Origin of the sequence: Cytobacillus horneckiae (assembly GCF_002835735.1) — a bacterium.
Classification (GTDB): Bacteria; Bacillota; Bacilli; order Bacillales; family Cytobacillaceae; genus Cytobacillus; species Cytobacillus horneckiae.
This window is the reverse complement of sequence record NZ_PISD01000008.1, coordinates 123,403-141,153: the sequence shown is the minus strand read 5'-3', so window position 1 is coordinate 141,153 and position 17,751 is coordinate 123,403. Positions and strand designations below refer to the sequence as shown.

General features: G+C 36.4%; 20 protein-coding genes. 7 read left to right on the top strand and 13 right to left on the bottom strand.

What is annotated here, in order from left to right:
• Nucleotides 1-122: 122 nt before the first annotated feature.
• A complete protein-coding gene (locus CWS20_RS03875) occupies nt 123-2,195 on the bottom strand; it encodes a peptidoglycan D,D-transpeptidase FtsI family protein (protein ID WP_066200050.1) in 2,073 nt (690 codons plus the stop codon).
• 49 nt (nt 2,196-2,244) lie between these two features.
• Entirely contained in the window at nt 2,245-2,763 is a 519-nt protein-coding gene (gene lepB / locus CWS20_RS03870) for a signal peptidase I (protein ID WP_066200055.1), read from the bottom strand.
• Between the two features lie 531 nt (nt 2,764-3,294).
• Here lepB and CWS20_RS03865 point away from each other — a divergent pair.
• The 6 genes from CWS20_RS03865 to CWS20_RS03840 are packed head-to-tail and all read left to right on the top strand — an operon-like array spanning nt 3,295 to nt 8,140.
• Nucleotides 3,295-4,224, top strand: coding sequence for a phosphate/phosphite/phosphonate ABC transporter substrate-binding protein (locus tag CWS20_RS03865; RefSeq protein ID WP_066200058.1), 930 nt, complete (start codon nt 3,295-3,297; stop codon nt 4,222-4,224).
• Nucleotides 4,221-5,072, top strand: coding sequence for a phosphonate ABC transporter ATP-binding protein (phnC, locus tag CWS20_RS03860; RefSeq protein WP_066200061.1), 852 nt, complete (start codon nt 4,221-4,223; stop codon nt 5,070-5,072). The genes CWS20_RS03865 and phnC overlap by 4 nt, the downstream gene beginning before the upstream one ends.
• Nucleotides 5,062-5,865 (top strand): phosphonate ABC transporter, permease protein PhnE, encoded by an 804-nt coding sequence (gene phnE / locus CWS20_RS03855; RefSeq protein WP_206605385.1) that lies wholly within the window; start codon nt 5,062-5,064, stop codon nt 5,863-5,865. The genes phnC and phnE overlap by 11 nt, the downstream gene beginning before the upstream one ends.
• Nucleotides 5,866-5,890: 25 nt before the next feature.
• Nucleotides 5,891-6,685 (top strand): PhnE/PtxC family ABC transporter permease, encoded by a 795-nt coding sequence (locus tag CWS20_RS03850; protein WP_066200067.1) that lies wholly within the window; start codon nt 5,891-5,893, stop codon nt 6,683-6,685.
• Between the two features lie 21 nt (nt 6,686-6,706).
• The gene (locus CWS20_RS03845; RefSeq protein ID WP_066200069.1) at nt 6,707-7,450 is read left to right on the top strand and encodes a tyrosine-protein phosphatase; all 744 of its coding nucleotides are present in this window, start codon (nt 6,707-6,709) and stop codon (nt 7,448-7,450) included.
• Nucleotides 7,451-7,492: 42 nt separating this feature from the next.
• Nucleotides 7,493-8,140: a GntR family transcriptional regulator gene (locus CWS20_RS03840; RefSeq protein WP_066200072.1), complete on the top strand. Its 648-nt coding sequence runs from the start codon at nt 7,493-7,495 to the stop codon at nt 8,138-8,140.
• A 187-nt stretch (nt 8,141-8,327) separates the two neighbouring features.
• On the opposite strand, the gene CWS20_RS03835 is transcribed toward CWS20_RS03840, so the two are convergent.
• The 8 genes from CWS20_RS03835 to yoyC all read right to left on the bottom strand — a co-directional run bounded on the left by CWS20_RS03835 (nt 8,328) and on the right by yoyC (nt 14,534).
• Nucleotides 8,328-8,609: a hypothetical protein gene (locus CWS20_RS03835; protein WP_066200075.1), complete on the bottom strand. Its 282-nt coding sequence runs from the start codon at nt 8,607-8,609 to the stop codon at nt 8,328-8,330.
• A gap of 349 nt (nt 8,610-8,958) precedes the next feature.
• Entirely contained in the window at nt 8,959-9,096 is a 138-nt protein-coding gene (locus CWS20_RS27890) for a hypothetical protein (protein WP_157090552.1), read from the bottom strand.
• A 236-nt stretch (nt 9,097-9,332) separates the two neighbouring features.
• Nucleotides 9,333-9,692 carry a YybH family protein gene (locus CWS20_RS03830; protein WP_066200079.1) on the bottom strand — a complete coding sequence of 120 codons (360 nt, stop codon included), beginning with the start codon at nt 9,690-9,692 and terminating at the stop codon, nt 9,333-9,335.
• A 204-nt stretch (nt 9,693-9,896) separates the two neighbouring features.
• A complete protein-coding gene (locus CWS20_RS03825; protein ID WP_066200081.1) occupies nt 9,897-10,736 on the bottom strand; it encodes a CAP domain-containing protein in 840 nt (279 codons plus the stop codon).
• A 406-nt stretch (nt 10,737-11,142) separates the two neighbouring features.
• On the bottom strand, nt 11,143-12,543 hold the full coding sequence (locus CWS20_RS03820) for a sensor histidine kinase (protein WP_066200084.1): 1,401 nt from the start codon (nt 12,541-12,543) through the stop codon (nt 11,143-11,145).
• A complete protein-coding gene (locus CWS20_RS03815; RefSeq protein WP_066200087.1) occupies nt 12,540-13,220 on the bottom strand; it encodes a response regulator transcription factor in 681 nt (226 codons plus the stop codon). Before CWS20_RS03815 ends, CWS20_RS03820 begins: the two co-directional genes overlap by 4 nt.
• A gap of 2 nt (nt 13,221-13,222) precedes the next feature.
• The gene (locus CWS20_RS03810) at nt 13,223-14,194 is read right to left on the bottom strand and encodes a hypothetical protein (protein ID WP_066200090.1); all 972 of its coding nucleotides are present in this window, start codon (nt 14,192-14,194) and stop codon (nt 13,223-13,225) included.
• A 67-nt stretch (nt 14,195-14,261) separates the two neighbouring features.
• Entirely contained in the window at nt 14,262-14,534 is a 273-nt protein-coding gene (yoyC, locus tag CWS20_RS03805) for a protein YoyC (protein ID WP_321202567.1), read from the bottom strand.
• Between the two features lie 110 nt (nt 14,535-14,644).
• Between yoyC and CWS20_RS03800 the strand changes: the two genes are divergently transcribed.
• Nucleotides 14,645-14,893, top strand: a complete 249-nt coding sequence (locus CWS20_RS03800; protein ID WP_066200093.1) for a DNA alkylation repair protein — start codon at nt 14,645-14,647, stop codon at nt 14,891-14,893.
• A 12-nt stretch (nt 14,894-14,905) separates the two neighbouring features.
• Here the strand turns inward: CWS20_RS03800 and CWS20_RS03795 are convergent, their stop codons facing one another.
• From CWS20_RS03795 to CWS20_RS03790, 3 genes are all read right to left on the bottom strand, one after another.
• A complete protein-coding gene (locus tag CWS20_RS03795; RefSeq protein ID WP_066200095.1) occupies nt 14,906-15,742 on the bottom strand; it encodes a hypothetical protein in 837 nt (278 codons plus the stop codon).
• A gap of 378 nt (nt 15,743-16,120) precedes the next feature.
• Nucleotides 16,121-16,249 carry a hypothetical protein gene (locus CWS20_RS28910; RefSeq protein WP_276328290.1) on the bottom strand — a complete coding sequence of 43 codons (129 nt, stop codon included), beginning with the start codon at nt 16,247-16,249 and terminating at the stop codon, nt 16,121-16,123.
• A gap of 204 nt (nt 16,250-16,453) precedes the next feature.
• Entirely contained in the window at nt 16,454-17,365 is a 912-nt protein-coding gene (locus tag CWS20_RS03790; RefSeq protein ID WP_066200097.1) for a CobW family GTP-binding protein, read from the bottom strand.
• Nucleotides 17,366-17,751 lie beyond the last annotated feature (386 nt).

The window sequence follows — 17,751 nt, the reverse complement described above, 5'->3', positions numbered from 1 at the left end:
TTGCTAGCTCGTAAAAATATGACCATTTTGGACTCTTTTAAGCTCGATTTTGGTTCCAGTTTGGATAACTAAGATTTTACATCTTTTTCCCTCTCTCCTTCTAATATGTGGGTGTCTTACTTTCAATTCGGATTATTTAGTTCAAAGTATGCATCCATTACTTTCCTGCCAATTTTCATGTTTGCATGGTGGTCGATATTTCCTTGGTAAGCCCATGGAACAAGGACTGCCATTGCAATCTGCGGATGATCAGAGGGTGCATATCCCGCGAGGCTTAAGTTGATTACTTCAGGTGGTTCTGTTCCAAATTTACTTCGAAGGGGTCCATCATAAAAAGCTTCGGCAGTCCCTGTTTTCCCCGCTGGTGAATAAGGGGTATCACCAAAATAACTAACTCCAGTGCCCAATGGTTCTTGCATTACTTGTTTAAAACCTAACTGAACTCTATCGATCCATTCGTTTCTCATATCTATCCGATTCATAGCTGTCGGCTGAATTTCTGTAATGATTAGTCCTATCTCCTTTTCATCATTTGGTTCTCGAATTTCTTTGACTAAATGCGGTTGCATGCGAAGACCATCATTTGCAATGGTTGAGATATATTGCGCCATCTGCATGTTTGAATACGTATCATATTGCCCAATGCTTAAGTCCAATACAAATCCCGGCTTAGTCTCCATCCCTTTAAAACCGATTGTTTCATTAGGAAGATCAATTCCTGTTCTTACGCCCAATCCGAATTGGCTGAACGATGTCCTCAATTTGTCAAAAGCCTCGGCTTGTTTTAAACGTAAAGGCTGGTTTTTCTGGTAATATCCATCTCCAATTTCTATCGCTGTTTTAAACATGTAGACGTTAGAAGATCTTCTGATCGCCATCAAATCATCTAAATATCCCATGCTATTTGCAGTCCATGACTTTTTTACTGGTGTTCCTTTAATTTTCATTGGTGTATCGTAAAATTGCGTACCCGGTTTTATTGCTCCTGTTTGATAGCCTGCAAGAATAGTAGCTCCTTTAACAACAGAGCCGATGTTATAACTATTTGTAATATTCCCAAGCGCATCATCAATAATGATTTTTTCGCCACTCTCTTTGTCTGTTGTAATCTGTTTTCCGGCCAGTGCAAGTATTTCACCAGTCTTTGGTTCCATCAATATCACATACGCTCTATCTAGTAAAGAGGTTCCTAGTTGACTCTTTGCTGCTTTAAGCTCTTCTTCTATTATTTTTTCTACAGTTAGCTGAAGCTCCATATCAATGGTTAATACAAGGTCTCTGCCTCTTTGTCCTTTATCAATGATCTGAGAGCTAAGAACCTTACCTGCCTTATTCGTCATATATTGAATGGTTCCTGGGTTGCCTTTTAAGACATCTTCATATTGCATTTCTAGATAACTAAGCCCAATGCGATCATTCAGACTGTATCCCTTTGAAAGATAGTAATCAATCTTATCTTTAGGAATGCCTTTTTCTGAAGAGCTCACATTTCCTAAAACGGTTTTTAAGGTTTCACCAAAAGGATAGCTCCTATTCCAGTCGACGGCGGTGTCCACTCCCGGCAAATCTTCTAAGCTTTCATTAATTTTAGCCAGCTCTTCGAATGTCACATTTATATTTTTTAGAACCTGGGAGGTAAATGCATATCCACTATTCATTTCTCGATAAATTGCCAGTGTTTTCATATCTTGAGCTGTTAGCGTATTTAAATCCTTTTCTGAAATGCGCTCGAGTTGTAATTCATAAATTTTCTTGTCGTCTATTTTTTTGTTGTCATATTTTCCCCATTCCTCTTGGGTGATTTTACTCCTAGCTTTGCTTTCATTTACCATAATCCAATAATCCTTTTTGTCTCTTTCGCGCACTTTTGACGTTTCAACCTCTATCATAGTTGACAGTTTTTCCGCTATCTTTAGCATATCCTCTAAGCTAGTTCCAGGTTCTCTAGTATAGGTAATTGCATTTAATCCCTCGTTATCAACAACTAACTTTCCTTTTCGATCAAACATTAGGCCTCTTGGTACAGAGGTGCTCATGTTACTTTCTTGATTTCTTGAAACTTCTCGTGCAAATTGCTCTCCTTTGACAATTTGGACGACACCCAATCTTATAATCAGTAAGGCGAATAATAGGAATACAATTGCAAATAGAATGTTTAAACGAAAAGAAGTATGGACCTTTCTATTTTTTTTCAAATACCATTCACATCCCTCATGCTAGAGCAGTTTTTTTCGATTCTCGTTCCTAGTTTATAATTTGTATATCTTTTAAAGGCCAATACACTAATATTCCTTTTCCCCGTATTTGTTCAAAGGGGACAGTTCCAATATGGCGGCTATCTTTACTATGATCAAAGTTATCACCGAGAACAAAATATTCCCCTTCTGGTACAGTGATATCTTCTATTGGATTTTGAGTGGAAAAGATATAGTTTTTATTTTCATTTTTACTACAGAAATCTTCTATTTTTTGTTCGTTTACAAATATTTCGTTGTCGATAATTTCTAGATGATCTCCAGGCACACCTATTATTCTTTTTAAATAATATTTTTCTTTGTTTATATCCTTGAAAATGACGATGTCATTCCTTTTTATGTCACTCAAATTAGCTTTTTCGATAATTAATCGGTCATTTTCATTAAAAGTAGGCAGCATAGAACTTCCCTTGACCTTAACAGGGGTAAAGCTTAATTCTATGAATAAAGTAAAGAGGATTAAAATAATCGCAATCACAACGATGTATCCTTTGTTAACTTTTATCATTACTAAAGCTCCTTTTATTTTTGGGTGTAAATATGTTTAGCCTCCATCCAACCTCCATAATTATTAAACTTATTGAGAATATAATTTGTTTTCTCACAGCTTATTCTCTATAAATATTACATATGTAAGTTTTAAGGTCAAACATTTTTATTTGTAAAATTATTCCATACAAAACTTTAATATTACATTTGTAATCTTTATGTTATAATATACTCCTTTTGCTAAGCTGAAAAGTTTAAAACCTTAACTAGTAAAAAAAGTGTTCAATGATTTCTCCCTATTAATCTTCAAATTATGATTGTTGGAATAACTTTGTTATTTACGATTACTTTACATCCTTTTTCTGAAACTTTACACAAGTAAAGTATTAATTAAACACTCCTTCTGTATATTAGCAATTGTATACAACTTGAATACTACGAGAGGTGAGCGAGATTCCATAATATAAAATTTCATGGTTGAGAGGTTAAAGTTTCTAAGTTTGCAGGGAAACTAGAGAATTTGGATTAATTCGAAAAAGGAGATAATGACATGTTAAAAAAACTTTCAACAATTTTTCTTACAGTAGGTCTTGTTTCTACTTTGGCAGCTTGCGGGAATGAATCGAGTTCATCGGCTTCAGCTGATACAGCAAACAAGGGATGGCCGGAGGAATTAAAGTTAGTTCAAATGCCAAACGAAAACAATCCAAATGCAGCTTCTATGCATGAATCATTGCGAGAGCACCTTTCCGAGGAATTAGGGATTGAAGTAAAAGAGTTTGAAGGAGGCAGTTACGCTGTTGGAATTGAAGCGCTAGCGAGTGAGAAGTTAGATGTCATGCTAGCTAGTCCAATGAGCTATTATCAGGCTGACCAATTGGCAGGAGCTGAATTGTTAGTCACGCCTCAATTTGAGGGCAATGAATATTATACTGCTTTTATTACTAAGAAGGATAATAAGGAAATCAACAAAATGGAGGATCTTAAAGGAATGAACTTTGCGTTTGTGAATGCAGCTTCCTCTTCTGGATATCTTTATCCAAAGGGAACTTTAGTTCAAGAATTTGACCTAGATCCAAATTTGGTTGAGAAGTCGGGCTACTTTTTTGAAAATGTTACTTTTTCCGAATCTCACGTCAATAGTGTCATGGGCATAAAAATGGGTGATTTTGACGCAGCGGCAGTGGCTATTGGTCAGCTGGATAGTATGATTCAGGCTGGGACAATTAAGGAAGATGACTTTAAAGTAATTGGACGCACTCAAGATATCCCAGATGCTTCTTATATTGTTCGCGAGAATTTACCTGAAGATTTTAAGCAAGCCTTAAGGGAAGCGTTTGTATCATTTGAAGATGAAGCATACTTTGAGGCAGTCCATAATGATCCAAAGGCCCGCTTTGTAGCTACGAAACAAGATTATTATGATCCTACAATTGAAATGCTGGATGCCATAAATGCATTAGAGGAAGAAGCAAAATGAATCCATTATTATCAATAAAAAATTTAGTTAAAGTTTATGGTAAAGATACGCGTGCTTTGAATGGAATTTCTTTAGATTTCTACCCTGGTGAATTTATCGTAGTCATTGGCCCTTCCGGTGCAGGTAAGTCCACTTTTATTAGATGCATCAATCGCCTTGTCGATCCATCAGAAGGTGAAATTGTTTTTGATGGGCAGCATCTCGAAAAATTGACTGGGCGAAAATTACGAAAAAACAGAGCTGGAATAGGAATGATTTTCCAACACTACAACTTGGTTGGCAGAACAAATGTAATTAAAAATGTGCTGCATGGGCAATTAAGCAATCTTCCATTATACAAGAGCTTGCTTGGGCTCTATCGTCATGAAGATAAACAAGAAGCTGTTGAGCTTCTTAAAAAGGTTGGACTCCAGGACCAAATTTATAAAAGAGCGAATGAGCTTTCTGGAGGTCAAATGCAGCGGGTCGGCATTTGTCGGGCAATACTGCAAAGACCTAAGCTCCTGCTCGCTGACGAGCCGATTGCATCATTGGATCCGCTCTCCGCCAATATTGTTATGCAGCAGCTTCATACCATTTCTCGAGAAAAGCAATTGACATGTATTGTAAACCTTCACCAAGTGGATTATGCGAAAAAATATGCTACGCGAATCATAGGCATAAAACAAGGTGCTGTTGTTTTTGACGGAGTTCCGTCTCAGCTAACTGAAGCCATGATTAGAGAAATCTATGAAGGAAAAGAATCGCAAATGGCACTGAAAAATGAAAGTCCGCACTTGCCGGGCGCACTAACCGATAATGAAAGAAGCCATGCGATGCCAATGGCAGCGGGACAAAATGATGAATAATAAAGCGATCAATTACAAAATCCCGATTGATCAAAGAGAGATTAAAAGACCGTTATTCATTATGCTATCCATCTTTGCTTTATTGAGCTTTTCTGTTTATTATTTGGAGATTTCCTTTATTGAAATGATGATGGGCTTGCCAAACTTTGTGATGTTTTTCTTTCAAAAGTTCTTTCCGCCTAATGCGGAAAACTTACAACACTATATTCCAGCAGTGATTGATACACTTGGCTATGCCGTCATCTCTACCTATATTTCAACGATTATTGCGTTTATTTTAGGTATCTTAATATCGGAAAACACGAATAAATTTAAAACATTGCAGGTAGTTACCCGCGGCTTTGTGTCGATTTTAAGAAATATTCCTTTTATTATTTGGGGAGCCTTATTGGTTTATATATTTGGGATCGGCGGGATCGTAGGTGTTTTTGCTCTGATTCTTGTGACGGTTGGATTTTTGAGTAAAAGCTATGCAGAATCGATTGATGAAATTTCCGGTGATAAGCTTGAAGCGTTAAGAGCGAATGGTTCCTCCTATTTACAAATATTATTTCATGGCGTCATTCCTGAATTTATACCTGCGTGGATAAATTGGACATTATTCGCCTTCGAGATTAATGTCCGAGCTTCGGTTGTATTAGGCCTTGTCGGTGCCGGGGGAATTGGTGTGTTAATTGATACAAACATTAATTTATTTAAATATGGAGAAGCGATTACGATTATTGCTGTGGTCGTCATAATTATATTATTAACCGAATTAGTGACGAATTCAATTCGTAAACGTTTCGTTTAATTTAAGTAAGGAGATTGGAGACATAATGGAGCATATTCGAGTTACTTCAAAAGGAAGTGTTGGCAAATCCATACTGACTGTTCTTACTTTAGGAACTGTGTTTTTTGCAGCTGTAAAGCTAATTGACCTGGATATGCAAAAATTTTACGAGCGACTAGAAAACGCTCCAGAAGTTTTAAGTAGAATGATGACTATTGACCTTTCAATAGTCCCTGATACCTTTTCTAATATTGTGACCAGTTTAGCTCTCGCTTTTTTATCATTAGTCGTTGCTGTTTTTTTAGCGATGCTCTTAAGCTTTTTAGCAGCTTCTAATATTGCACCCCATCGGTTAACTGCCATATTTATTAAAAGTATATTCGCCGTCATCCGGTCCGTCCCTTCTCTTGTATGGGGATTAATGGTCATTGCAAGCTTAGGCTTTGGGAATACATCAGGATTTGTTGCAATTTTAATTTCTGCTGTCGGCTATTTGACAAAAACTTTTACAGGAAGTATTGAAGAGACAGGCGGCGAGATTATCGAAGCAATGAAGTCAACAGGCGCTTCTTGGTTTCAAATTATTTTTCATGGTTTGATTCCTCTATGCATTACCTCTTTTATTGCTTGGATTACCGTCTGTTTTGAATCCAATCTTTCCGAATCAATTGGTTTAGGCATCATTGGGGTAGGAGGAATTGGCCTTTTATTGACGCAAGCAATAAATACTTATAACTATGCACAAACAACAACAATTGTCATCATGATTTGTTTACTTATGTTTGTGATGGAACTGTTAATGACAAGGATTAAAAAGAATATAAAATACGGAAATAGCTGAAATTAGGAGGAGAATAGAATAATGAAAAACGCAAAATTACATTGGGCACGATTGCCCATTAATAGTATAGAAAACTGCCGAGATTTAGGCGGATACAGCACTGAGTACGGTCAGCAAACAAAGTGGCACTCATTCTTAAGATCAAGTGATATGAGTAGACTCACACATGAGGACATCGTCTTTTTAAAAGAGTACGGTGTAAAAACTGTCATAGATTTACGAGGAAAAGATGAAATCGAAACACATAAGAACCCACTAGCAAAAGAGGCGTTTTGCGAATATCATAATATCCCGTTTATTACTCAGCAGGTTTCAGATATTACTCAATCTTTTTATGAGAAGTCGATGGGAGATTTTTATGTTGATTTATTGGAGCAAAACGATTCAGTAAAGAAAATTTTTGATATAATTGATCAAGCTAATGAGGGCTGCATCGTCTTTCATTGCCAGGCAGGAAAGGATCGGACAGGCGTGTTAGCCATGCTGCTGTTGGGAATTGCGGGCGTAGAAAAGAAAGATATCGTCTCAAATTATGAAGTAACGTTTACAAATCTGGAGTCCATTCATCAGACTGAACTGCCTTATGGCATGATTCCAAAGGAGTTCTTGTATTCAAATCGCGATTATATCTTAAAAGCCTATGAGTACATTCTTCAAAACTATCAAAGTGTAGATCAATTTTTGATGGCAAAAGATGTTGAACAAGATGTGATTAATCGGGTTAAACATCGCTTCTTAGGACTAGGTGAAACTGTTGCATCATAGGCAGTTCACTCAATTAGATTTACTTTGAAAGGATCGTAGAAAATGACCCAACACTCACTAGTTGACATCGCTTATACGAGAATGCTTGAAAATTTAATTCATGCCAATTATATGCCAGGCCTCCTTCTATCTGAAAATGTTTTAGCTAAAGAACTCAATATGAGCCGCACCCCTATTAGAAGTGCCATCTCGCGCTTAGAGTCAGATGGGTTTATCTTATCGATAAAAAACCGTGGGATTATAGTGAAAGAGATTTCTATGAAGGAAATGTTAGACATCGCTCAAGTAATTTTATTTTTGCAAGAATACTCAGTTGATGAAGTAGTGGCAAGGCGCTATTACTTCAATCTTGAAAAATTGAAAATGTATTTAGACCAACAACTTGAAGCAGAAAAGCATATGGACTATTTTAAGTATATTCAAAACCACATCCTATTTAGTCGCTGTATGATTTCATCTGCAAATAATAAAACAATGCTAGATTTTATGGATTCATTAAAAGATAAATTTATACGAATGGCCATGGTGAATTGGAAATTAACCCCGAACCAAAGGCACTATTCTGCAAATCAATTAAATAAATATATTTATGAAGCTATTTGTGCACAAAACTATAATAGCATCAAACAAATTTGTAGAGAATCTTTCTTAAAAAATCGAGAAAGAATTATTATGTCGACTGCACTTTAAAATTCTTATTACAGAATATGAATAAACATCAGGACTAAGTTAAATGGTTAATCACAAAAAGGCAACAAAGCGTTTCTTTAAGAAAGCTTTGCTGCCTTCTACAATTACACTGTCTTAATCTCTTTCTATCCTGAAAATAAGCAAAGTCAGTAGATGAAATCTAATAAATTCAGATTAGCCCGTCCATCTATTCCGTATCAGACTCTTCATCCGTTGTTTCTTCTGTATCGATATTTGACTCCTCATCTACAGGAGATTCCTCTGAATCCGTACTTCCATTTGCCGGTGCTTCTGTTTCTACTTCTCCATCCACAGGCGCCTCATTGGTATCATCCCCATCTACAGACTCTTCTGTATTCACATCACTATTTACTGGCGCATCTTCTTCATCAACCCCTTGACTGCAAGCCGTGGCTATAAACAAAACAAAAACTGGTACCGCTAGTTTCCTTAAAGTTTTAAGTATCATTTTTTTATTCCTCCTCATTATTTTTCAAATGGTGCCAGGAAATTAAAATAGGTCGTTCTCAGCTCCTTCCTCTTAAAGCTACAGTCATTATATACAAGCCATCTTGAAAAACTTGTCGAGAATCCCCTTATTCATTCGTTTTAACTAAACTGTTAAATTCTTTAAAACATAGCAATAAACCCTTTAAATAATGACTGAATATTAAGAAGATATGAATTGGTTTTCATAAATGCTTCAAAACTGTAAAATCGTCTTCAAACTATGGAAGTTAATGACAAAAAAACAGCACTATTTATTTATAAAATAGCCCTGTTCAAAATAAATATATAATTTAAGCTACAACTCATTATCAATCTAGTGCTCTGCCAAGTATCTCTAGGTCTTCAGCGATCATTTCTTTGAACATTTGATTAGAGCATTTATTATATTCCTCAAAAAGCTTTCCGATTTCTCGTATAAAAATGAGATATTCATCATCATTAATCATATATACCTATACATCCTCACTAAAATTATATACATATATACCTATTCTATCATATACGATCATTTATCATTCATTTAGTGACTATGTTTAGCTATTAAAATGATGGTAGAATTAATACTTAACTGCTAAGGGAATGATCTCCAATTAAACAGAATCTTCCTATTTGTTAACCGAATTTACTACGTTGTCTGGTTAATACTTTTTCATCTACTAATTCAAATATACCAGAGATCTTATCATCTGCTTAAATGTTCATGAATTAATTTCCATTCATTTTCTACGAAGGTAAAAACATTTGTTGCTCTGCCGCTCCCGGAAATATATTCGCCATTAAGATAGCCATTATAGTGATATGTATAAATACATGTTGCCACTGTTTGATCAACAGCAATCCATTGAATATCAGTCGCTGAATATACTTCATCTTTAATGACACGCCAAGTATGATTAAAGTATTTGCCGATTTCCTTAATAGTAGTACAGCTGCGATCTGTAAACCAATAAATGGCATCAGGATGTAACAGCAACTTCACGTTATCGAAATCATGTGTATTAGTCGCATCGATGTATTCTTTTAGAGCATTCTTATAGCTCATGGATCATCCCCCCTGTTTGTTTGATTACTCACACCGTTTGATTATATCAATTGATTTTAAATTTTTATATTTTTTTATAAATTCAATTTATCAGTGTGTTCGCTTCGTTTGAATAAAATAAATAAAAAGAAGCTAAAGAAAACTGATTTGTTTTCTTTAGCTTCTTTATTGTTCAAGGAATAAATCCTTTAAAATTTACTCATATTATTTACCAATGAACATTTGAGTCCAGTAGTTACCGTTTTCTACGTGACCAACACCTAGGTGAGTGTAGTTAGCATTTAGAATATTTTCACGGTGACCTTGGCTGTTCATCCATGCTTGTACCACTTCTTCTGGTGAACGTTGACCCATAGCGATATTCTCACCAGCAGAAGAGTAAGAGATACCGAATTGTTTCATCATATCAAATGGTGAACCGTAAGTTGGGCTGTTATGGTCGAAATATCCTTTAGATTGCATGTCGCGTGATTTTTCACGAGCTACTTTGCTAAGTTCTACATCAAGCTTTAATGCAGGTACGCCATTTTTCTCACGCTCTTTGTTAGTAAGATCTAATACTTGCTGTTCAAATGCACTTACTTCTGAAGATGCATTTTCAGCTGGTTTTTCTTCATCTTTAGTTACTTCTTGCTCAGGAGCTGGTGCTGGAGCAGCTTCTTCTTCTTTAGGTTGCTCAGGAGCTGGTGCTGGTTGCTCAGCTGGTTGCTCTGGCTTTGCTTGCTGCTCAGCAGGAGCTTCTTTTTGTTGTTCTTGAGCTGGTTGTTCAGCTTGAGCTTTTTTCGAAGCTAATGCTTCTTTAGCTTTAGCTTGAGCATTTTTAATAATGTCTTCAGCTTGATCCCAATTCACATTATATTTAGTCATGCAATCTTGCATCACTTTATTGATATTTTCTTGATTCATATTAGAAGAGTTATAGACAAATACTTTAGAATCTACTTTTGCCTGTGCAGGAGATGCAGCCTCCGCTTTGTCCATACCCGGTGTTGACATTAGTAATGCAGCTGCAGCAGCTACAGAAAAAATAACTTTCTTACTCATAATTGTATTTCCTCCCTATGACTTGTTTTTTTTGTGATTTTGTTGCTGGCCTTGCTGTGACTAAATCATATCATAGGGTTTTTTGTAATATTTCTGGGAGAATATGCTTAATTACTCATTTCGTAACGATCTTTCTATTTAATTGGGTTGTGAAAAATAAGTAAAACCTATTCTTATAGGATTTTCACATAGGAAAATATGAATAGGATAATTTATACAACACTGGAAATCTATTAAGGTACTTTCCATTTATACACTAAAATAATAGCATTGACATGTTTTTGAGATACGGTTTACTTTTACGTTTATTACACACTGGTAACAAAAATGATAGGCATATAGCAACAATGATGATTATCTTTCAACAGTGATGATTATAAAAAAAGAAGCAGCGATAACTGCTTCTTTACTCAATAATAATGGGTAGATAAATTCTAACGGTGGTGCCTTTTCCAAGTGTACTTTCTATTGTTAATTCGCCTTCATGAAGATTAACCAGCTTCTCTGCAATGGCCAAACCTAGTCCAGTGCCCCCGTCTGCTCGTGTTCTTGCTTTATTTACACGATAGAACCTTTGCTTTATTTTATCCAAATCCTCTGCTGGAATGCCTATGCCTGAATCGACCAACTCGATGCAGCATCCTTCTTCCGTTTCATATAAATGAAGTGAGAGTGAACCTGATTCAGTATAACGAAGCGCATTATCCATGATGTTTTGTATAATCTGCTCTAATCTGCCTTCATCTGCATTAATAATAATCTCTGGATCAAGGTCATATTCTAGCTCTAGCCCTTTTTCTTTAATTCTCGGCAAATATTTTTGCAGCGAGTCCTCAATCAATTGAGCAAGCGGAATAGGCATTTTCACTAATTGATATTCCTCTGTTTCCAATTTAGAAAGATCAAGCAAATCACCTACAAGCCTTTCCATTCTGCCAGCTTCCCGATAGATTAACTCTAAATACTTCTGATAATCTTCCTCATTTTTTACTAATCCAATCTTTAATGCTTCACTATAGCCTTTAACATAACTTATCGGTGTTCTCAGTTCATGGGATACATTCGCAAGAAACTCCCGCTTCCGTTCATCTTCTTGTCTTATAGAATCTGCCATTGTATTGAAAGCGTTAGCTAGCTGTCCAATTTCGTCTTGGGATTGATTTTTTATACTTACTTCATAATCCCCTTTCGATACTTGTTCAGCGGCGCGTTTCATTTCTAAAAGCGGACTTGTCATTTTCTTTACTAATGCTGTACCTGAAATCATAGCCACAATGAGAAACAGAAAAGCGGCGATCATCCAAAGATACGCAAAGTCTTTTGTAATATCAGATATTTTTTCTAATGGAAGATATAAATAAATGATTCCTTCTAATCGACTTTCATCTAGCAATGGCACGATGACGGCCATAATTCTGCCGTTAAATCTGTCCTCATAGCCTGACTTGAAGATCGGGTTTCCTTTAAGCAATTCGTCGCGTTCTGCCCCATTAATCAATGAATCATAATTCATTTGAAAAGGAAAACATGCACTTAGTTCACGCGGATTGTTAACGATAAATACATCCGTTTCCGATTTGGTATTATACCAGGCCACATGGCCTTTAAATTCATCTGTTAGCGGACCATCATGATAATCAGAAGCAAGCGCAAGCCCTTCTTCTAACAGTGATTCCTCCACATTTTCAACATAAAGCTTTTCATAAAATAAGTATGATAATGCATAAGAATAAAGAATCGTAATAAAAATGGCAGCTGTTACAGTTAGCCATAGCTTCTTAGCTAATGTATCAGTTAAAAATTTCATTGATCTGGTACCTCTAGCTTATACCCTACACCCCAAACGGTTTGTATGTAGTCTGCTATTCCGAGCTTCATTCTTAATGTTTTTATATGTGTATCTACTGTCCTTAAGCTTCCCTCATATTCCATTCCCCATACATGCTCAAGTAGCTGCTCTCTTGAAAGCGCCTGGTTCACGTGATCAATTAAAAACAATAGCATTTCAAACTCCTTTAAGGTTAAAGGGATTTTCTTGCCGTCTACTGTCACCTTTCTTGCTTTCTTATCAACTAATAGCTTTCCTATTTTCAATTGATCGGTTTCTTGTTTAGTAATGCCGCTTCTTCTTAATACAGCGTGAATTCTCGCTACAAGCTCTCCTGGGCTGAGCGGCTTGACAATGTAGTCATCTCCGCCGAGCTGGAGACCCTTAACTTTATCCCATTCCTCTCCTTTTGCTGAAAGAAATATAATAGGGATATCTGATGTTGCCCGGATATTTTTACACACCTCATAGCCATCTTCATTTGGCATCATAATGTCCAGTATGACTAAATCTATCGATTCATCTTGTAAAATTTGATAACCTTCTTCACCACTTGAAGCTGTTTGACAATGGAAGCCAGAGTTTTCTAGATACATTTCTGTAAGATGCCTCATATCTGCTTCATCATCAATAATAAGTATATTAATGTTTGTCATCTTTATTTCTCCCTTAATACAATTTGGAAAGGGCCTTCCCCAACTTTCACCCGCTTATCTACTGTAAGCGTATCCTCATTAATAAATTGGATATCTGAACTGTCATAGCCGGCAACTAATAATTCTTCACCAGCTAATTCAATATTGAAGGGATTAGCCGTAACAGTCACCGAATCGGCTACTTTCCCCTCCTTATCAACTTTATATAAAGTATTGGATCCATGGCTGACAATATAGATCCAATCGTCTTTTTGCACAAAATCGACCGGCATGGTTGGAACAGAAATTTTCGTTTTCAGCTCTCCAGTCTTTGTACCATACACATGAACATTCTTTTCAATATCTATCCCTTCTCCATGACCGCCAACCCAGAGTTCGTTTTGTTCTTCCAATAATAGCGCACCTGATGCATAAGGATTAATCGTAAAACCTTCTAAACGTTCTTTCTTATTTGCGTCTATTTTGGTCAATTCTTCATGGTCAAAGCTTAATACATAAAGAAGTCCTTCTTTTTCAGATAGCGTCATTGTATATGGATTTGCTTCAGTATCTACTGTTGCATGCTCGCTCCCCGATAAATCAAAGAATCGTATTGAATCCTGGTTTTCATCGGCAAAAGCCAGTTCATCTTTATTAATGAGAAGTCCATTGACGATACCCTCACCAACATCCCAATGATCAATCATCGTACCTTTTGATAAAGAGAACAGGTCGATTGTATCTATATCCTTTCCGTATAAAAGGAAAGTATCACCATCAGGAAAAATAACTCCGCCGGTATAAGGCTTCTCTAGCGTCCATTGTGCCATTTTTTCCTGTTTATCAATATCAATAAACGATACAGACATGTCCTTTATATTTATCGTCGCTGCGACATTGGCTTTTTCCGCTATTGGTTCATATTCCTCCTGCTGACATCCTGCTAGAAGGCAAATATAAGCAAAGACAATTAGTAGCTTATATATTGTTGGCATTTCCCATCTCCTCACGTAACAATTCTTCATAAGGATATACCATTTTTGTGATAATTCTGTGAAAGAATCACTTGATTGACTCATAAATTTCAATATGTTTTTCTATCAGTTTCAGCTTCATTTCTCCATTAAGATTTGAATCGCTTATTCGCTTGACTGCCAAGTATAATTTATCTGCTGGCGGTTTCCTAATTCTCGGATGGGAATTTTCATCTTTAAGTTCTCTAGAAATTGCATCTATAAGAATTGCTTCCGAATTTTCAGCTGTTTCTCCTAACTGCCTATTTTTCCATAGAGAACGATACCCATTTAATAGATCTTGATTCATATTTGCGCCCACTTAGTCAGCCCCCTTTCGTAGCCACTTCCATTATGCCATACATACACTGTATACATAAATATAGTTTATTTGCGAAAAATAAGATAACTAATTATGAAAGGAGACAGAAAATGAGTGCACCTTATTGCTGTCCAAATTGCAGAACGAATAGAACGCGATTCAATATAATTGAGCAGGTTCCAAAATCAGTCAAGCTTGATCCTCAAACAGGAAATGTCCTTGAGGAATATGGCGAAGAAAACCTTACTGCATTTCATATGAAATATAACGGGCCTGATGTTAGAATCCAGTGCGGTGCTTGTGGATTAGTAGAAGATGAGAAAACTTTTATCAAATTTGGAGAAAAAGGAAAAGCTTGAGGCGTAAGCCATTCAAGCTTTTTTCTTTGAGAATTTATTTTTTTCCATGAACGTGACAGCGTCCACTTTCCAAGGACCCATTGGAGACATTCGAACAACCCTTATGCTGCCTCTGTATATTTTCTTTCCTTTGTTTTTAATATACCATTCAACTTCAACTGGGATATCTAATACCCATCTTTCATCCATTTGCTGCTTCCATTTTTTATTCACTGAAGCTAAGTTTGCATTTTCTATCATGCTCATCTCTTTTAAAGACATTTCTCTTAAAGAGACACTGGATACAACGAAGGGATCCTGCTGCTTAAGGCCTGCAATAAAAGCACTAATCACTTTATCAGGGTTTGCTGTAGCTGTATATTCATCAAGTTTTCCAGCCGCCTTCAATATCATTAACTTATGTGACAAATCCATTGAGTTTGTTCGATGTGTTGTACTCCCATAAAAATGAATGCAAAAATGGCCGGGAAAATTATTTGCTAATGCCCCTGCACCATGAGGCATTCCGTGCATGGAGGCAGCTATCCATTCTCCATCACTTATAATGATAATCGCTCTTCTTTTCCAGCTCCATTTGCCATTATATATTTTTTTCATTATTTTTGTATCATCTTCTGTTAACGGCTGAACATCTGCATGGTCACGCCCTGCCCGTCGCTGCACATTGAACTTCATCCCTGTTTCAACATCAAGAACGGTGAATTTAACAAACTTCGGCAGGATTTTATTCACTTCTTTCCAATGCAGCATTTCAATCGGCATGCCGATTTCATCCTCAGCTGCTTTTGTTATGCTGGGATTAAAGATAAAGCAAAAAGATGCAAGAACAACTAATAGTACTTTTTTCATTTAAATCACTCGATTTCATAAGGTTTTTAAGTGCTATTCCATAAAAAAAGTTTTCCATGAAATGAGAATTGTATGCTTGGAAAATGCTGTTTTTTAGAGGAGAAAGGGAATTTTATTTATTGAGGGAAAGGTCTATCTATTTTTGGGGCTGTGTATAGTTTTCTTTTTACAAGGGGAATAAACGCTCTTTTGTTCACCTGAAGTGCTCGGATTCTTCTTCCTTCAGGTGAATAAACGCTCTTTGTTCACCTGAAGTGCTCGGGTTCTTGTTCCTTCAGGTAAATAAACGCACTTTATTCACCTGAAGCGCTCCGATTCTTCTTCCTTCAGGCGAATAAACGCACTTTATTCACCTGAAGCGCTCCGATTCTTCTTCCTTCAGAGGAATAAACGCTCTTTGTTCACCTGAAGCGCTCCGATTCTTCTTCCTTCAGAGGAATAAACCACTTTGTTCACCTGAAGCGCTCCGATTCTTCTTCCTTCAGGCGAATAAACGTCTTTGTTCACCTGAAGCGCTCCGATTCTTCTTCCTTCAGGCGAATAAACGCACTTTATTCACCTGAAGCGCTCCGATTCTTCTTCCTTCAGAGGAATAAACGCTCTTTGTTCACCTGAAGCGCTCTGCTTTCTTTTCAATTGGCACATTTACAGCATTAGCTGAATCGAAAAAAAACAGTCCAACAGCGACTCAATCGGCTGTTGGACTGTTTATTATTTTTCCAAGTGGTTTAAGCTTTGTTCAATGATATTCCAGTCAATTTGTTCTCCGATGAAAACCATGTTAAGTGGAATATTCATATTCTCCTGGAGATAGATAGGCATTCCATAAGAGAATTGAAATAAAGACGGATATTTTGCATAATCAAATTTAATGTAGCCTTTTATTCTGTACATGGTGTCAGGCAAATTACGTAAAAAGTCCTCAAATGCTTCTTTATTTACCGGTTTTTTAAATTGATAAACAAACGTGCTTAATGATAGATCCAGCCCTATTTTTGTAGATTGCTTTTTTTCTTTGCCGTTCATGGATAAACCTCTAATTTTTTCAAGTGGCGCTTTTGCATAGGATGTCAGTATAGCAAAGGCATGCTGATTGAGAGATTGAATTTCCCCGCTCACTTTTGCTTGCTCCATATCTGATAATTCATCTGTTTTATTTATTAGTAATAAATCTGCATGACGTACTTGTTCGATTAGAAGTTGCTGTATTTGCGGAGTTAATGAATGGCGATTAAGCCATCTTACACCATCTACTACTGAAATGATGCCTTTCACTTCGATTTTTTCCGCAAATAATGGTGAGAGTATGGCGTCAAGCACTTCAACCGGATGTGCTGCACCAGTTGCTTCAATATAAATGACCTCAGGCTTTTCAATTGTTAGGAGCCCTTGAAGCTGGCCTTCCAGTTTATCTTGAATTGTACAGCATATACAGCCGTCTAATAATTCTTTTAGCGGCACGTCTTCATCTACTGCATCAGAATCAATCGATACTTTACCTAATTCATTCATCATTACCGCTACTTTACGTCCCTGCTGCTTTTCATCAGCAAGGAGCTGCTTTAATAATGTAGTTTTGCCACTCCCTAAAAAACCTGACAAAATATATATTTCCGTCTTCATTCAGTTTCTCCCTCTTTCACCCAAGTCCAACAGCATGTCATCTAAAATACAATGCAGCTTTTTTTCTATATTCTCTATTGAATCATCTGTAATATATCCAACTGTTTGAAATAACTCATTCTTGCATTTCCATATTGGAATATAGTCATTAGGGAAATATTCGTCATCATTTTCAATTCCCACTTCAATGAATGATTCGTAATCTCCCTCATAGACATCTTCATTACATGCAGATTTTCCTTTTTTACAACGAATGAGTTCGATGACTAAATTTTCTATTTCTGCATATTGTACAGATAGTTTATCAACAAGGTTTTCGCATTTTTTTTCAAGGCTGGCAACTTCCTGTTTTGTCTGCTCATCTAACTGAACAATTTGTCTCAGGA

Bases quoted from the DNA above. Each gene is read 5' to 3' on its own strand.
- lepB (WP_066200055.1), bottom strand. From the start codon at position 2,763: ATGATAAAAGTTAACAAAGGATACATCGTTGTGATTGCGATTATTTTA.
- CWS20_RS03865 (WP_066200058.1), top strand. From the start codon at position 3,295: ATGTTAAAAAAACTTTCAACAATTTTTCTTACAGTAGGTCTTGTTTCT.
- phnC (WP_066200061.1), top strand. From the start codon at position 4,221: ATGAATCCATTATTATCAATAAAAAATTTAGTTAAAGTTTATGGTAAA.
- phnE (WP_206605385.1), top strand. From the start codon at position 5,062: ATGATGAATAATAAAGCGATCAATTACAAAATCCCGATTGATCAAAGA.
- CWS20_RS03850 (WP_066200067.1), top strand. From the start codon at position 5,891: ATGGAGCATATTCGAGTTACTTCAAAAGGAAGTGTTGGCAAATCCATA.
- CWS20_RS03845 (WP_066200069.1), top strand. From the start codon at position 6,707: ATGAAAAACGCAAAATTACATTGGGCACGATTGCCCATTAATAGTATA.
- CWS20_RS03840 (WP_066200072.1), top strand. From the start codon at position 7,493: ATGACCCAACACTCACTAGTTGACATCGCTTATACGAGAATGCTTGAA.
- CWS20_RS03835 (WP_066200075.1), bottom strand. From the start codon at position 8,609: ATGATACTTAAAACTTTAAGGAAACTAGCGGTACCAGTTTTTGTTTTG.
- CWS20_RS27890 (WP_157090552.1), bottom strand. From the start codon at position 9,096: ATGATTAATGATGATGAATATCTCATTTTTATACGAGAAATCGGAAAG.
- CWS20_RS03830 (WP_066200079.1), bottom strand. From the start codon at position 9,692: ATGAGCTATAAGAATGCTCTAAAAGAATACATCGATGCGACTAATACA.
- CWS20_RS03825 (WP_066200081.1), bottom strand. From the start codon at position 10,736: ATGAGTAAGAAAGTTATTTTTTCTGTAGCTGCTGCAGCTGCATTACTA.
- CWS20_RS03820 (WP_066200084.1), bottom strand. From the start codon at position 12,543: ATGAAATTTTTAACTGATACATTAGCTAAGAAGCTATGGCTAACTGTA.
- CWS20_RS03815 (WP_066200087.1), bottom strand. From the start codon at position 13,220: ATGACAAACATTAATATACTTATTATTGATGATGAAGCAGATATGAGG.
- CWS20_RS03810 (WP_066200090.1), bottom strand. From the start codon at position 14,194: ATGCCAACAATATATAAGCTACTAATTGTCTTTGCTTATATTTGCCTT.
- CWS20_RS03800 (WP_066200093.1), top strand. From the start codon at position 14,645: ATGAGTGCACCTTATTGCTGTCCAAATTGCAGAACGAATAGAACGCGA.
- CWS20_RS03795 (WP_066200095.1), bottom strand. From the start codon at position 15,742: ATGAAAAAAGTACTATTAGTTGTTCTTGCATCTTTTTGCTTTATCTTT.
- CWS20_RS03790 (WP_066200097.1), bottom strand. From the start codon at position 17,365: ATGAAGACGGAAATATATATTTTGTCAGGTTTTTTAGGGAGTGGCAAA.